Raw genomic sequence first — 15,550 nt, forward strand, 5'->3', positions numbered from 1 at the left:
GCCTCTATTTACAATTAGTTTTGAACAACAAAGATCAAAAAGACAGGTTTAATTGTTGATACCTTATGCAGGCTCTGTAGGTACCCGCAATTATTGGGCCGCCTATCATCTAACACCCGGCAAATCAGCAACCGCCTTCAATAATCCGGCTTCGCTTGAGGCGTTCACATTCACCAGGTAAAATGGCTTGCTACCCTGGGCTGCTGTCCATCGCCATTCAAGCTGGCTAACGGTTTTAAGGCTGCCATTATCAAACCACCAGGCCGAGTAGATCTTATCCGCCCCTTTGGCAAGGATACCCGAATATACCTCGCGCCCGGCTATGGCTTGCTTGCGGATGCGGGTAAAATTGTAGCCACTGCCCTGCCAGCAAATCATGGGGTTATGTTCGGGGCCGTAAAAGGGTGTGGGCTTTAGGTACACCAGTTGGCCGGGCTTATCAAACTTGATAACCCCGCTTTCCAGCAGTTGCTTTTTGTAGCCGCTCAGGGTTACCGCATCAGCCCCTTTATTGCTCAGTTCATCCATGCTTTTTAAATTGCATGCGATAACAATGAGTACCCCGGCAAATAGTAAATGAATAAAGGGATATCTTACCTCATCGGGCACCAGCCGTACAAGTTGTTTCTGCCGCGGGTGCTTCTCTATTTTTGCCGATCTTTTCAGGTAAAAATTACTCAGCCACAACAAGGGGAGTATCACATACACCAACAGGCAAATAACCCCGGTTACATCATGCAAAACACTTGCTGCTGGTATTTTAAACAATACCAGCAGCATAATACGGCACAGGTTGGCCACAATATTCAGCAAAAAGGTTAACGCCAGCAGCAGCGCAATTTCAATAAAACCAAGCCGTTTAATTGTTTGCCGCTGGCAATGGGCTATTATAAACAGGCATATAATAAACGACATACTCAGCATGTGCAAACCCGCGCAGGCCTGGTCTACAGAAAACTCGGCGCCATTTAACTCAATAATGTTGCCCGATGCATGCGCGGCAATTCCCCCCATGCTTAAAATGCCCGCCACCACCTCGCTCAGCCAAATCCTGATGGGGAAGCTGATAGCATTGCTGATATATATAAACAGCGGCGAAACCAGCAAGAGCAGGAAAAACAAGACCAAGCTCACCTTTCCTTTAAAATTCTCAAAAAACAATAATACGGCAAATAACAGGGCTACAAACAGCGTGGTTTTAACCGGGAAAATAAGCGCGATAACACCAAATATCACCGAGGGCAAAAAGTACCGCATAGAGTGTTCTCCATGCTTTACGCGGCATATATAAGGGGCAAGCGCTATCCCCATTAACAGGTCGGCATTCCACAAAAAATAAATGGAAAGCAATTTAATAGCGATAACGAGATACACCAGGCAGCAGCCGTTTATCAGCAAGCGGCTGCTACCCCAAGCACAACCCGTAAAGGGCGCCTTAAATATCCTGCTTAGCATATTTGGCACGGTATACTAAAAAGTTAATTACCGCAAGTGCTATCAGCACCAACAGCCACTCGCCCGGTTCGGGTACCGCGCCTGATGATTTCATGGAGGCATTTTTAAGGCTATCCTTATTTTCATCGATCCCGAAGCGCTCATAATCTGCCTGTGTTTCCAGCACGATGAGGCTGGATACCGGCGAGGCAATGTAGGCCTGTTCGGCCTCCCTGATGATATCCGGCTGCACGTAAGTTTTATCAAAATAATGCGGACCAACCTTTTTCATAATATCGTTATAGGCGAACAGACGCAACAAATGATCGGGGGCATTACTTTTCAGGGTATCGGTAGTTTGACTGATGATAAGGCCCGATTGATCCAGCACCACATGCCCGGCATCTTCCTGCGATTGAATAAACCGGTGCTGGTTAAGTTTATCTAACATGGCTGGTAACTCACCACTATCATAAACAAACACCCGCATCTCTTTTAAAGCTTTCAGGTAAGGGGTTATTTTGGTGCCGATATTGAACATCCGTACAGGTTTTGCGGTTGCCAGGTAAGCGGTAAGCCGCCGCTGAAATTCCGAATCGTCCAGATCACCCAGGTTAGGTGCTATATCCGGGCATTTGGTAATTATCAAGGCCTTTTCGGCATCTTTAACCTCGTTAACGGGGAACAGGCTAAAATTCAGTTTCTGCGCCCTGGCAAATACTTCGGCCTTGTTTTCTTCCGTCAATTCTTTTAGTTCCCCATCATAGTAATAAACCTTTTTTGTTTTGATGGCCTGCCATACGCTATCAAAGTCGGTTATATTCCAGGATCTGTTCAAATCAAGGTACACCGCTGCCGGGTCGAAAGCGGCGTATTGTGGCTTATAATTTTCCAGCTTGTACCCTGCCCCCGCGAAGGTAAATTGCGCATTGGCCAGCGGTGGTGCTGCAAAAACAATCTCGTCATCGGCCCGGTATTTTCTGTCGGCAGTAAAAACACCTTCTGTCAATTCCTCAAATCCGGGCAGGCTGAGCAGCGGTGGCTTTTTTGAAAAGGCAAGCTGTATGGTCTCATCGGCACCGGTAGTTGGCGGCCCGTCAAAATAAATACTTTCGTAAACCAGTTGAGTACCTTGCTGCCTGAGCGGACTGGTAACGCCTATCCTGAACTTCCGGGCCTCGGTTGGGGTAACCGGAAAAACCCGTACACTCACGGTGTTGCCTTCCTGCCAGTGAATTACCGATGGATCGCGCCGCTCCACCCCAACCACCGTTTTATAAGTCGAATCGGCCCTGGCCTTGGTAGTTAACCGCGACTTTGCCTCCTTGCCATCTATCCATAATGATAACGAACTCACAACCGAACCCGCGGGCAGGTGAAATGTATAAATGGCCTCTTTGCTGGGCCACCAGGGGCTGGCCTCACTGCTTTTTATAAACAAAGTTTTTTCGGTATAAGCCAGCCGGTATTCGGGCAATATTTTAACGTTGGTTACTACCGATGCGGTTTTCAGTTTACCGCCGCTCCATAACCTGTCCTGCGCCTTGTGCCGGGCATCATACATGGCCTCCAGTATTTTGATGCGTTCGTGTTCCTCTAAATTGGTTTGGCCGCAAAACAGACTGGCCAATACCACAAGAGGATCGTGCTTTAAAGGCTCGTCGAAAGATGCATTATGAAAATTGGTATTCCATAACCAGTTTTCCTGCAGGCTTACGGTTTTGTAAACCAGGTTGGCTTTAATAATGCGCTCAGCAATGCTGTTTTTAGGAATATTTTGACTGATAACCACCCACGACGGCAATTTACCTTCGGCCAAAGTGTTGTGATTAACGGCCAGGTTAACCTGTTTGTTGATGCTGTGCCATTGCCATATAAACAGGGCAATAACTAAAACCGGAACACCCCCCCCCGCAGCAAGCGCCATTTTTAACGACTGGCTGCCCGCCACATTCCGTTTAATGACGATAAAAGTAACCACAGCCAATGCTACCGGCGCAAAAACATGCAACGAGATGCCGATGGCTATAGAGGCTATAAGGCCAATAATATACATGGAGGTAAGGTAAAGGCTGTAATAAACAAACAGTAAAAAGGCCGCTCCCAGCAAAAACATTACCAGGTGCTTAACATCGTTAGTCAGCTGTTCCATAAACAAGGCCATTATTAAAGCTATGCACGATAGGCAAATAACCACACAAAGCCAGGGCACCGAAATATCAAACACATTCATGCTGCGGTTTAAAGCAAACGCGCTAATAAACCAAAGCATAAAAAGCAGCACCCAGTAGGCCAGCCGCTTTGGCCGTTTAAACACTACAACAAAAAAATAGGTTACAGAAAATACATAGTTGATAAAAAAGGCGCCAAAGGCAGTACCATCATTCAGTTCAAACAAGCTGGTTTCGGTAATACCAAACAAGGCTGCCGAGGCCAGTATCAGCATCAGCCCGGTTTTAATCACCCTATCTTCGGATAAAATTGCTTTAAGGATTTTCATTTTTGTTAATTTAAAAGAACTTTGAAATACAAAGTGAGTTGATAAAAAAATTACAGCTTTTGCTGCTTTATTAAATTTTCGAGGGCAAGCAGGTGCAGCCTGAATGCTGCACGGCCTTTCTCGGATGCCAGGTATTTGGTATTGGGCTTGCGACCTATGAAACTTTTTTGCACCTGGATGTATTCTTCCTTTTCCAGCGCTTTCAGGTGCGATGCCAGGTTGCCGTCGGTAAGGTTGAGCAGCTCCTTAAGCGCATTAAAATCATAACTTTCATTGGCAACCAGTACGCTCATAATTTGCAGACGTATCCGGTTTTCAAAAGCTTTATCAAATTGTTCTAACGAGATCTTCACTTATCGTATTTAAAATGCATTACTGTACCGTAAATAATGTGGAGTAAACCAAAACCTACCGTCCAGAAAATTAAACCGTAGCCAGGCATCAATGCACACAGCAAACCTAATAAAATCTCCAATATCCCCAAGCCTTTTACACCAGAATAGGTGTAATGACTGCCCGCCACCAGCGCCAACCCATAAAAAACAAGTGTAGCCGGCGCAACAATGCCATAATAACCACGATAAATTAAAATAAACGTGAACAAGCCACCGCTTACCAAAGGTATAGCCATATGAATAAGCAGGCGCTGGCTGCCTGTATTCCAAAATGGCTGCCCAAGTTTTTTTGCCTTACGTATAGAAAGCCAAACGCCGGTACCAATAGAAAGGACGAGAACCCCAAATGCCACTATGCATAACTGGATAATTACTGCAAAATCGTTACGCAAAAGCCCGGCACTTTCATGTGTTAATATTTCCCAGCCTAAAAATGCACCTATAATAGCATAAATACCGGCCATTACGCCCGACAGGCCGCTCAGCGAAATAAATTTGGCCGACCGCTCCATCAGGTCCCGGATAGAGCTTAATTCTGCATGAATATCTTGATCTTTCATTAAAAGCACTTTGTTTTTCAAAGTTATGCATTAAAATTTAAATTGGCAAGGAATTAAAATATTTTTTGAGAGGAAAAATAGGTATGTCGTTTAATTGGAGCATGGTTGCAATCAGCAATGAAGTATCTTCGTCATACCTGCTATTTCATCTGCATTACCGCGGCCATAGTTGCTATGCCTTGCCAAAGGTAGCTCACCCTTACGTTTTCATTTTCGGCGTGCTGGTTGTTATCGTAATTAACTAATGGCACCGTGATAACCTTTGCTCCTAATTCCTGTTCAAAAACAAACAGGGGCAGGCTGCCGCCCGAACTCGGCGAAAGCACCACCGGGTAATCAACTGTACCCTGAACGGCCTTTACAACAGCTTGCGCTATGGGCAAATCAAGCGGAGTACGTTGCGCATTATAACCGGCATCGTGGGTTATTTTAATGATCTTAGGGTAGGTAATCCTTTCCTGGTCTGTCGGTTCTTTGTCTACAACATAATAGCCCTGGGCGCGTATATGGTCTGTTACTTTTTGAATTTGCCTGTCCATATCATTGCCGGGCACCAGGCGCAGGTCGAGCACGGCTTCGGCTTTCACCGGGATTACATTTGATGCCTGTTTGCCAACATTGCCACTTGCCATGCCGTTGATATTAAGCGTGGGCAGCATAAATGCATTCACCAGCGGGCGTGTTCCGCCTTCGGGGCGGGCAATACCAAGCTCTTTTTTTAAACCCGGCTCAACCGGCGGTACTTTGGCCAATGCGTCTTTTTCGTCCTGGCTCAGCGGGGTTACATCGTCATAAAAGCCTTTAATGGTTACCCGGTCGTCATCATCTTTCATCCCTGCCAGTAATTTGGCCATGGCCAGGCCTGGGTTTGGTGCCCAGTTACCAAAATTGCCGCTATGCAATGGCCGTTTGGGGCCATAAATGGTAAGCCACATATTAACATCGCCCCTTACACCAAACACTACTATATTTTTGCCCGATGGGTGCCTTGACCCATCGCAAATAATCCAAAGATCGGATGTAAGCTTAGCTTTATACTTTTTAAAGATCGCCGCAAGTTGTGGCGAGCCTTTTTCTTCTTCGCCCTCAAAAAAGAATTTGATATTGCATCCCGGTTTTATTTTGCTTTTCACCAGTGCGTCATAAGCGTTGATAATACACATTACACCAGCCTTATCATCGGCGCTGCCACGGCCACTCAGGCGCCAGCTGGTATCGACGGCATCGCCGCGTTTATAGTTAACAATATGGCCGCCCTGCTCAATTGGAGCGGTAATAAAAACGGGGTCAAATGGTTTTAAACCGGGCGCCCACTGTTTAGGGTTTATCGGCTGACCGTCGTAATGGGCGTAATAAGCGATGGTTTTGGTTGCACCCGGCACTTTTACTTCGCCAAAAACGGCTGGGTTACCGTTGGCAATGGTAAGCAGTTCGGCTTTAACGCCACGGTTCTCCAGCATATTTTTAACAAATGCCGCGTTGAGGCGGATATTAGCCGAATCAACTGTTTCGTTGGGGATAGCTACAAAGTCCAGGTATTCGCCAAAAATTTCCTGCTGATTGCCTTTAATAGCCGCATTTATTTTTTGCTGGTTTGTTTGGGCTGATAGCAGCCGGGCACCCAAAAACATCAGGGCGATAAAACAGGTATTTGTTTTCATGGTGATGGTAAATGACCACAATATAAGCAAATTATATATGTCCAATCATTTGGATATATTTGACATGTTATCACGTTGTAAAAAACAGTTGTAAACCGCGAATTTAAACCGTACGCATTTAAACGCTAACTATGAAAAAAGCATTGCTATCTATCCTCCTCGGGATTATATTATTAGTACCTGCCATTAAAGCCCTTGCGGCAGAAGGAACTATATCAACGGGAAGCCAGCCACAGGTTAGCGCCGACAATAAAGGCACTATCCGGGTGGTATATGGGGATAAGGATAATATTTTTTGTGCAACATCCGCCAACCAGGGCGTATCGTTTTCAAAACCGGTACTGGTAGGCCGTGTGGCTAACATGCATTTGGGCATGTCGAGAGGCCCGCAGCTGGCCAGTTCGGATAATTACTCGGTAATAACTGCAATGGATAAATCGGGTAATATTCATTGGTTCCGGTTAAAACACTCCTCTTCAAAATGGGAAACGATGGGTGTAATAAATGATATTAACCAATCGGCACCCGAAGGGCTGATGGGCCTAACGGCGGATAAGAACAATAATTTTTATGCGGTTTGGCTGGATATCCGCTTAGGGCAGCACAACCAGGTTTATTTTTCAAAACTAATGGCCAAAACTACTGCGTGGTCAAAAAATATATTGGCCTACCAATCGCCCGATGGCCATGTGTGCGAATGCTGTAAACCCAACATAGCCGTGCAGGGCCGGGAAGTAGCCATCATGTTCAGAAACTGGCTCGGCGGATCAAGAGACCTTTATGTTACCCGGTCGGCAGATGGTGGCAACGTGTTTCAACCCGCGCAGAAAATGGGTACCGGTACCTGGCCGCTAAACGGCTGCCCCATGGATGGCGGCGGCATTGTTATCAACAGCAGCAATAACGTCCAAACCGCCTGGCAACGCAAGGGCGATATTTTTTATGCTCAGCCGGGTGCCTCAGAAACGCTCATTGGCAAAGGGCGAAACTGCAGCATTGCTGCCGCCGGGGCTAAAACCATGATATCATTTCAAAACAACGATACGCTGAAAGTTGCATCGCCCAATCGTAAAGAAGTAACTATGGTAGGAAAAGGCAGCTTTCTGAAAACTATCCTGTTGAATAACAATACCATGCTTTGCGTATGGGAGCAGGACAATGTGATTAAATTTAAAAAAGTTTAACTATTTCACTCGCCTTTACCGGTTTCTTTATTAGTTACTTCGGGCGTAACCAATGGCGCCAAACCGTACGATTTGCGCGATGAGCGCAAAAAGCGGCGTAAGTTGGTTTTTATGGTGGTTATAAACTCATAATCGGTAGCGGTTTTTACCAGGAAGTAGCCGGGGCGGTAACGCTGCATAAAATCGGTAAGCTGTTGGTCTTTAAGGCGGGTTACACTGGCCACAAACGCGCGATTAAAGCGGAAGTCAATCTCGCGCTGGTGATAATCTTCTTCGATGGTTGCGCGCAGCTTGGCGGCGTTGCGGCCGCTGCGGCTAAAGGCATTGTACAAAGCATCAATACCTATGCCTGCCCCCAGGCCCGGCGCAACGGACAAAAGGCTTTGACTATATTCCGATCCGTAAATTTTAGTAAAATCGCGCTTAGTGGCCGCAAATTGCTTCTCGGGCGTAAGCGCGGTATCACGTATATATACTTCCCTAAGCATAATTGCCGACCGCTTCATATAAACGGCCATCGCGTTATTATTTTGAACCTTAAGGGTATCGCTGTAATGATCGGGCTTCATAAATATCAACAAATCGCCGGGTTGTGCATCTATTGTAAATTCGCCCTTAAGGTTGTTGTAAAAAGATTTGCCCGTGGTGGTATTAACAATGTTTACCTTGGCAATGCGGTCTTTACTGTCTTTATCAAACACAATACCCTCTACCTGCTTTTGCTGCGCAAAAAGCCGTACAGATAACGTGCAGAAAAACAGGAACAACCATAATTTCATTGTGGCGCCAAAAATAAAACTTAGGCTTTAATTAGCCATGTTTTTAACAACAATTAACTTTTAGCCCCTCCTAAATCCTCCCCGGAAGGGAGGACTTAAAAAAATATGAAGTAGGTAAAAGTCTCCCTTTCCGGGGGAGATTTGGAGGGGGCTCCCCTACTTAACAACTACCAGTTTTTGCCCAATGTGTATATTATTATCTGGTATACTGTTTAACGCTTTTAGTTCATCAACAGTTATACCAAAACGTTTGGATATGTTGTATAGTGTATCGCCCTGTTTTACGGTGTATATCTTATCGTCGGGCTTGGTTTTGGTCAGGGTATCGGTGTTGGGTTTGCCAATGCTGTCATTAATTTGCGATAGTACACGATCTTCGCGCTTTATTTTGGCTGCCTCGCCTTCGGCACGGTCGTACTGGTCAAGGTTATATTTTACAATAAGGTTAATTAGTAATTCGGGGTATTTGGGGTTGGTAGCGTAACCGGCTGCCTTCAGGCCCCGGGCCCATCCTTCATAGTCGTTTTTATCCAGCTCAAATAGTTTGGCGTAATTTTTTCGCTTTAAAAATGTGGAGTGGTCGCGAAACGAGTCTTCGGGATTATCATAAACCCTGAAACAATCGTTAACCTGGTCATCATCTTTATAATAGCTTTTGCCCATCCAGTCGGCAGTGCATTTTATACCAAAGTGGTTGTTGGCAAAACGGGCCAGCTCGCTATTGCCGGCGCCCGATTCAAACAGACCCTGTGCCAGGGTAATGCTGGCGGGGATGCCATACTGGTTCATTTCCTGTATGGCAATGGCCTTAAAACGATCAATATAATCTAAACTCGACAGGGATTTATAACCCGCCGCAGATGCGCCGTTGGCCTTTTGGATGCTGCTGTTATTGCGGCGAACATCGCGATTGGAAATAGAATTCCTGGATTTGTTTCTTGATGATGTTGTTTTGCGCGCCGAGCATGAACTAAAAAAAACAACCGATATTAAAAATACAGCACTTATTTTTCGCATACAGATAAACCTTAATACAAGGTATTTATTAAAATGCCAAAATAAGATTTTATTGTTTAGCTTCTGCTAATTCTTTAGGTTGTGTTGCAGGGTTTTCGTCCAAATCGTTCAGGTCGTATTTTTTAATGATACCTAAAACCTGTGCTGCCCATTTGCGGCTGCTGGCATAACCGCTGCGCTGGATGCCTTTTGCCCAGCCGGTGTAGTCATAATGGGTAAGGGCATCGGCCAGGTGGCTGAATTGCTTGCGCTCGGTCATGATGCGGGCAAAATCCTGGAATGAATCTAAAACCGAATCATATTTTTTATAGGATGAGCGTACTTTTTTATTGTGTTTAATAAAAACTACACTGCCGCCGCCTTTTACTCCAAACTGATTGTTAAGGCTTTGGGCTATGGTGCTGTTGCCACAGCCGGATTCATGCATGGCTACACCTAAAACGATGCTTGCCGGGATACCGGTTTCGTGCATAATACGAATGGCATCATCTTTGAACTTCTCGATATAAGATTGTGAAGTGTTTTTTTGTGCTGAAGCAGCAATTGTTGAAATCAACAGGGCGGTAATCAGTAGGGTTTTCTTCATAATTTATTTTTTTCTGATAACCAGTAAGCCGTCGCGTACAGGCAGGATCAGTTTTTCTATCCTGCTATCAACAGCTATGTGGTCATTTAGTTTGCGGATATTCTCGGTATCGGCATCTTTTTCGGTGCCGTACACCTTTCCTTTCCACAAAACGTTATCAATTATTATTAATCCTCCGGATCTGACTTTGTCAAAAACCAATTGAAAGTAAGTAAAATTATTTTTTTTATCCGCATCAATAAACACCATATCGAAAATATCAGCCTGTAAATCAGCAATAATGGCCTCTGCCTGCCCAAAATGCAGCTTTATTTTATTTTCAACATTTGTTAGTTTAAAGTGTGAATTGATGATATCCTCCATTTCGCGATTCACTTCGATGGTGTGGAGGATGCCTCCCTCAGCCAATCCTTCGGCCAGGCAAATAGCCGAGTAGCCGGTGAACGTACCAATTTCCAGGATGCATTTGGGTGCCACCATTTTGCTCAGAAAGCTCAGCAACCGGCCCTGGTAATGGCCCGACAGCATGTGCGGGCGCAGCACCTTTAAATGCGTTTCGCGGTTCAGTTGCTGCAAAGCTTCCGGCTCCGGATCGCAATGGTCATCTAAGTACGCCTGGAGGGCGATAGGGAGAATATCCATGTCACAAAGATACGGAATTTAATACTTATGTGGTGTTCGGTTTTGTGCAGACGTGTTCGGGTGTTCGGGGGCGAACAGGTATACTATTGAATTACAGACAATTAAGTGTTCGGAAGAATTAAAAGACCTGCAGTTTATTTTACCCTGTAATAGTAAAATCCATCACTTTTGGGTTTGGCAGGGATAAAACAAAAGCGGTGATTAGTACCCTGTTATGCCCTTGCCAGACGCGGTTAAGTACCCATTAATATCCGTTGGAGCCTGGCTATACCCCCTTCAAACATCATAATTTTGGCAACGGGTACTCTGCTTTTCGGCACAGTGGAAAAATCCATCGCCGATATCGTTGATGCCTATATTTCCCGCACGTCCGCAGTGCTCACCCAGCCTTCGTTGCCGTTGGCGAGTTTGATTTTTACCCAGTCGGATTTTTTATCAAGGATATTAACCTTGGTTCCCTCGTGCAGCACAAAACCGTTTTTGGCGGTAGCGGCGGGTGCGTTTTTAACGTTTACCGATGAGTTGAAAATAATGCCATCATGATGTGCTTCAAAATAGGCCGCCTGCCTGCCGGATATAAATATGGTACCCACACCTAACAGCAGTAAAATTAAGGCCGAATAAAACGATGCCTTTTTTATACCTACAGAGCCCGAAAACCTGTAAAGGATAAGCAGGCCCGATGCCGCCAGGAAAAGCAGCACACTGACCACGGCAAGCGCATTGGCCGAAAAAGCGAGGATAAAGCCGGTCCACCATTTGGTGATGAAAAATTCGGGGGCGGCCTCAATTTTATCGGTAGTTTTTGAATTGGCAAACTGGATGTTTACCCGGATATCTTCATCGCCCGGCGATAGCCTGTGGGCTTTTTCATAGTATAACAAAGCCGGTGCTATATCCCCATTTTTGTAATAAGCATTACCCAGGTTAAAGTAAAGGCTGGCCGATTGGTAGCCGTCATCCACCATTTTTTGATAGGCAGCCGCGGCTTCTTTATAATTTGCCTTTTGGTACAGGTTGTTGCCTTTTTTAAACAGGGTCGGGCCTGCGTCATCGCTAAAGGCCAGCAATGGCGCAACAATCAACAGCAACAGGTATATCAGGCGCTTTAGCATGTTATATTTTATCTTCAATGTTATTGATCATGTTTTTTGCCTTCTCAAACACCTCCTGCTCCGATATACCCGAAACCGGGGCAAAGCGGGCCATGTCGCAAAGGTCTAAGGTTTCCAGCAGTTCGTTTATAGTCGGCTCATCCAGCTGGCGGGCCTTTAGTTCAGTGGCAATTTTTTCGCGGTTAAGGTCGGCAGCAGCAATGTTCAGTTTATCGCTTAAGTAGCCATACAACCCTTTAAACACATTTTCGTAAAATACCGGTTTATTATTTGCCGTTAGCTGCGCTTTTGCGCTGGCCAGGTGTTTGGCGGCAATTTTACCGGCCTTGCGGCTTTTTACTTTCACCACATCGCTGTTGTTCATCTCGTACACCTTACCAAATACCAAGGCTCCGGCAAATGCCAGCGGCCCCAGCAACAGCAGGAAATAATACAGACCGGATCCGTAAAAACCTTCGTCGTCTTTCCGGATATCGCTTCCGTCGGTTTTTATATAGCGGATATCTTTATTCAACAATTTAACGTCCTGCTTATCGGCGCCAATGGAGGTAACGTTATTTTCGGTAGCGCCTTTGGCTACGTTAATTGTAAACCCTTTGGTTTGCTGGCTTACATATTTGCCGGCTGCTAAATCGTAGTAAGAAAATTTAATGGGGTCGATGTTGAATTTGCCGCCGTGGCGTGGTATCAGCAGGTAAGTATACACACGGGTACCCGACTCGCCATTTGCATCATCAGTTATCGTATCGGTTACCTTAGGGTCGTACTTGTCAAAATCAAGCGGAAACTCGGGGGCCATTGGTTTCAGCAGCTTCAGGTTGCCTTTGCCCTTCAGGGTAATTTTGTAATTGAGGGGTTCGTTGGCTTTCAGGCTGGTTTTATCAACCGATGCTGAGATTGAAAAGCGGCCAACCGCGCCGCTAAAGCTTGCAGGCTTGCCGCTTTCGGGCAGTGGTTTTACGTGGATAACCACGGGGCTACTTTTAATTTTGTATTTAACATCATTATAGCTGCCGCCACCAAAAAAGTTATCAAAAGGATCGGCCGATGGTACGGTTTCGCGCACAATAAAATCCATAATCATCGGGTCGATAGTAATGTTGCCCGCTCGTTCGGGGAAAAGGATATTTTGCTTTATTTCGGTAACATTATATTTTATCCCTTTTATGGTTTCGATACGCCATTGAACAGCATTGGGATTATTAAGGCTTTTAATTTCCTGGCTGTAAAAACCATTCTGGTCCGACATTTTTTCCAGTTCGCTGCCCACCAGCGCCACCCGTGTGTAAAGGCGGTAGCTTAAGGTAAGCTGCTCGCCTATGTAGGCACTGGTTTTATTTACATCGGCCCTTATAAAAAGGTCCCTATTGATATCCTTTGAATGGCCGGCCACAATGCCTTTTCCCTGCACCTGTTGTTGCTGCTGCTGTTGTTGCTGCCTGGCCGCATTAGCCTGCGCTGCCGAAGCGCCCTTTACCACTTTAATTTTAATGGGACTGGTGCTCAGCTGCTTGCCGTTTACCACAATGGTTGCCGGGCCTATAGTATAAGTACCTTCTTTTACGGCTACCAAATCATAACTATAAGCCATACTTGACGATGAAGCACCGTTAATCACCGTCATGCTTTGGGATACATTTGGCCCCGAAACCACCAAAAAACCGTTAAAGTTTGGGGGCACAAATTTTTCGCCATTACTGTTTATGGTAAAACTAACCTCGAATTGCTCGGTAGTGCCTACCTCTGTTTTACTAACAGACGAGGTAAACTTTATACCCTGGGCAAAAATAGCGGTGGTACAAAACAGCAGGAACAACAATATGTAGTACTTTAACTTCATGTGCTATAAATATAAGGCTTACCAGTCTTTTGAAATATTGGCTTTGGCGCCTTTTAACTTTTTATTTTTTAGTTTGTCCTGCGTTGCTTTTTCATCGTTTTTCAGGGCTTCCAGCATCCGCTCGGCATCATCTTTTGATACGTTGTTGGGCTGCGGCTGTTGTTGCTGCTGATCTTTATTATCAGGTTTATTCTTGTCCTTGTCGTCTTTATCTTTTTTATCCTGATCTTTCTTATCCTGGTCTTTTTTGTCTTTATCCTTCTTATCCTTGTCTTTATTCTTATCGTCCTTATTTTTATCCTTGTTCTTGTCTTTATCTTTATTCTTGTCGTTTTTGTTCTGGTTCTTTTTATCGTCCTGCTGCTTCTTTAGCATTTTTTGGGCGTACGACAGGTTGTAGCGGGTTTGCTCATCATCCGGGTTATTAAGCAACGATTTTTTGTAGGCAGCAATGCTCTCTTCCAGTTTTTTATTTTCCAAAAGGGAGTTACCTATGTTGTGGTAAGCATTGGCCAATACCTGTTTATCTTTTGATGTTGCTGCTATTTTATCAAACTGCTGCTGCGCCTCTTCAAACTTTTTTTGCTTGTACAAAGCATCGCCCAGGTTAAAATTGCCCTCTACTGTTTTGTTGTTTGATTTTGCCAGCGCTTTACGATAGTTATCCTCGGCTTGTTTATAGTTTTTAGCCTGGTAAAGCTGGTTGCCTTTCCTGATGTCCCTTTTTTCCTGCTGGGCAAAAAGGAATGAAGCCTGCAGTACTAATAATACAACTATAATTAATTGCTTCATGGCTTTTTTACTTCAAATAATTTAATGCCGCTTAAACGCATGTTTTTACGGTTTGATATAAAGAACTCAACCAGCAGCAATACAAACGCGATGGCCAAAAAGAACTGGAAACGATCTTCAAAATCCTTAAACGACCGGCTATCAACCGTTTTGCGCTGTAGTTTATTAATCTGGTCCATTACAATGCCCAGGCCGCTGTTGGAGTTATTGGCGCGCACGTAAACTCCGCCGCCTGCGGCCGAAATCTCTTTACACATATCCTCGCTCAGTTTACTTACCACCTGCTGACCGGTTTCACGGTCCATATGGAAACCTGTTTGGTGCCCCTGCTCATCATACACCGGTATGGGCGCGCCGCTTTCCGATCCTACACCAACCACATTTACTGATACATCTTTTGATTTGGCGGCAGCAGCAGCTTCAACGGCATTATCCTCGTGGTTTTCACCATCGGTAATAACTATCATGGCTTTGCCGGTGCCGTTTTTAAAATCGAACGATTGCATGCCCAGTTCAATGGCCGCGCCAATGGCGGTTCCCTGTGTTGGTACCATCTCGGTATTAATGGTACTTAGGAATAGCTTGGCCGCCGAGTAATCGGTAGTAATAGGCAGCTGTACATAGGCCTGGCCTGCAAATACAATGATACCAATACGGTCGTCATGCATCCGGTCAATCAGCTGGGCAATGGCGCGTTTGGCATTCTCCAGGCGGCTTGGGGCCAAATCCTGGGCCAGCATACTGTTTGATACATCAAGCAGTATCATTAAATCGGCGCCTTTGCGTTTTACTTCTTCGGTTCTTGAACCAATCTGCGGGTCGGCTATGCCGATGACCAGCATGGCGTAAGCCAGCAAAAAGAAAATAAACTTAATCCACGGCCTTGATAACGATACCTGCGGCATCATCATCATCACCACTTTTTTATCTCCTAATGAGGATATGGCTTTCTTTTTCCAAACGCTTACCGCCAAAAACGCGATAATGAACACCGGGATAATTACCAGCCCCCACAAATATTCTATATGTGCAAAACGTAGCATCT

Annotated in this window: 14 protein-coding genes; 1 reads left to right on the forward strand and 13 read right to left on the reverse strand. The window is 45.2% G+C overall.

The features are described 5' to 3' along the window. Window positions 1-105 precede the first annotated feature (105 nt). From xrtN to PQ469_RS26180, 5 genes are all read right to left on the reverse strand, one after another. A complete protein-coding gene (xrtN, locus tag PQ469_RS26160; protein ID WP_274210309.1) occupies window positions 106-1,455 on the reverse strand; it encodes an exosortase N in 1,350 nt (449 codons plus the stop codon). After that, entirely contained in the window at window positions 1,436-3,934 is a 2,499-nt protein-coding gene (locus tag PQ469_RS26165; protein WP_274210310.1) for an XrtN system VIT domain-containing protein, read from the reverse strand. Before PQ469_RS26165 ends, xrtN begins: the two co-directional genes overlap by 20 nt. 50 nt (window positions 3,935-3,984) lie before the next feature. Continuing rightward, window positions 3,985-4,287, reverse strand: coding sequence for a winged helix-turn-helix domain-containing protein (locus PQ469_RS26170; protein WP_090641804.1), 303 nt, complete (start codon window positions 4,285-4,287; stop codon window positions 3,985-3,987). After that, complete coding sequence (locus PQ469_RS26175; RefSeq protein ID WP_274210311.1) at window positions 4,284-4,889, reverse strand: hypothetical protein; 606 nt, start codon at window positions 4,887-4,889, stop codon at window positions 4,284-4,286. The genes PQ469_RS26170 and PQ469_RS26175 overlap by 4 nt, the downstream gene beginning before the upstream one ends. A gap of 140 nt (window positions 4,890-5,029) precedes the next feature. Then, entirely contained in the window at window positions 5,030-6,550 is a 1,521-nt protein-coding gene (locus PQ469_RS26180; RefSeq protein WP_274210312.1) for a M20/M25/M40 family metallo-hydrolase, read from the reverse strand. A gap of 131 nt (window positions 6,551-6,681) precedes the next feature. Here PQ469_RS26180 and PQ469_RS26185 point away from each other — a divergent pair, with 131 nt between their 5' ends. Beyond that, window positions 6,682-7,734, forward strand: a complete 1,053-nt coding sequence (locus tag PQ469_RS26185; RefSeq protein ID WP_274210313.1) for a hypothetical protein — start codon at window positions 6,682-6,684, stop codon at window positions 7,732-7,734. Between the two features lie 5 nt (window positions 7,735-7,739). Here PQ469_RS26185 and PQ469_RS26190 read toward each other — a convergent pair whose 3' ends face one another. The 8 genes from PQ469_RS26190 to PQ469_RS26225 form a co-directional block, all read right to left on the reverse strand. Next, a complete protein-coding gene (locus PQ469_RS26190; RefSeq protein ID WP_274210314.1) occupies window positions 7,740-8,513 on the reverse strand; it encodes a peptidase associated/transthyretin-like domain-containing protein in 774 nt (257 codons plus the stop codon). A 156-nt stretch (window positions 8,514-8,669) separates the two neighbouring features. Next, window positions 8,670-9,530: a glucosaminidase domain-containing protein gene (locus PQ469_RS26195; protein ID WP_274210315.1), complete on the reverse strand. Its 861-nt coding sequence runs from the start codon at window positions 9,528-9,530 to the stop codon at window positions 8,670-8,672. A gap of 49 nt (window positions 9,531-9,579) precedes the next feature. Next, complete coding sequence (locus PQ469_RS26200) at window positions 9,580-10,116, reverse strand: glycoside hydrolase family 73 protein (protein ID WP_274210316.1); 537 nt, start codon at window positions 10,114-10,116, stop codon at window positions 9,580-9,582. Window positions 10,117-10,119: 3 nt separating this feature from the next. Beyond that, a complete protein-coding gene (locus PQ469_RS26205; protein ID WP_274210317.1) occupies window positions 10,120-10,758 on the reverse strand; it encodes an O-methyltransferase in 639 nt (212 codons plus the stop codon). 353 nt (window positions 10,759-11,111) lie between these two features. After that, window positions 11,112-11,873 carry a tetratricopeptide repeat protein gene (locus PQ469_RS26210; protein ID WP_274210318.1) on the reverse strand — a complete coding sequence of 254 codons (762 nt, stop codon included), beginning with the start codon at window positions 11,871-11,873 and terminating at the stop codon, window positions 11,112-11,114. A gap of 1 nt (window position 11,874) precedes the next feature. Next, window positions 11,875-13,713, reverse strand: a complete 1,839-nt coding sequence (locus PQ469_RS26215; protein ID WP_274210319.1) for a BatD family protein — start codon at window positions 13,711-13,713, stop codon at window positions 11,875-11,877. A gap of 18 nt (window positions 13,714-13,731) precedes the next feature. Beyond that, window positions 13,732-14,505: a tetratricopeptide repeat protein gene (locus PQ469_RS26220; protein WP_274210320.1), complete on the reverse strand. Its 774-nt coding sequence runs from the start codon at window positions 14,503-14,505 to the stop codon at window positions 13,732-13,734. Beyond that, window positions 14,502-15,548: a vWA domain-containing protein gene (locus PQ469_RS26225; protein WP_274210321.1), complete on the reverse strand. Its 1,047-nt coding sequence runs from the start codon at window positions 15,546-15,548 to the stop codon at window positions 14,502-14,504. The genes PQ469_RS26220 and PQ469_RS26225 overlap by 4 nt, the downstream gene beginning before the upstream one ends. Window positions 15,549-15,550: the final 2 nt, after the last annotated feature.

The sequence above is a fragment of the Mucilaginibacter sp. KACC 22773 genome, from assembly GCF_028736215.1.
Lineage (GTDB): Bacteria > Bacteroidota > Bacteroidia > Sphingobacteriales > Sphingobacteriaceae > Mucilaginibacter.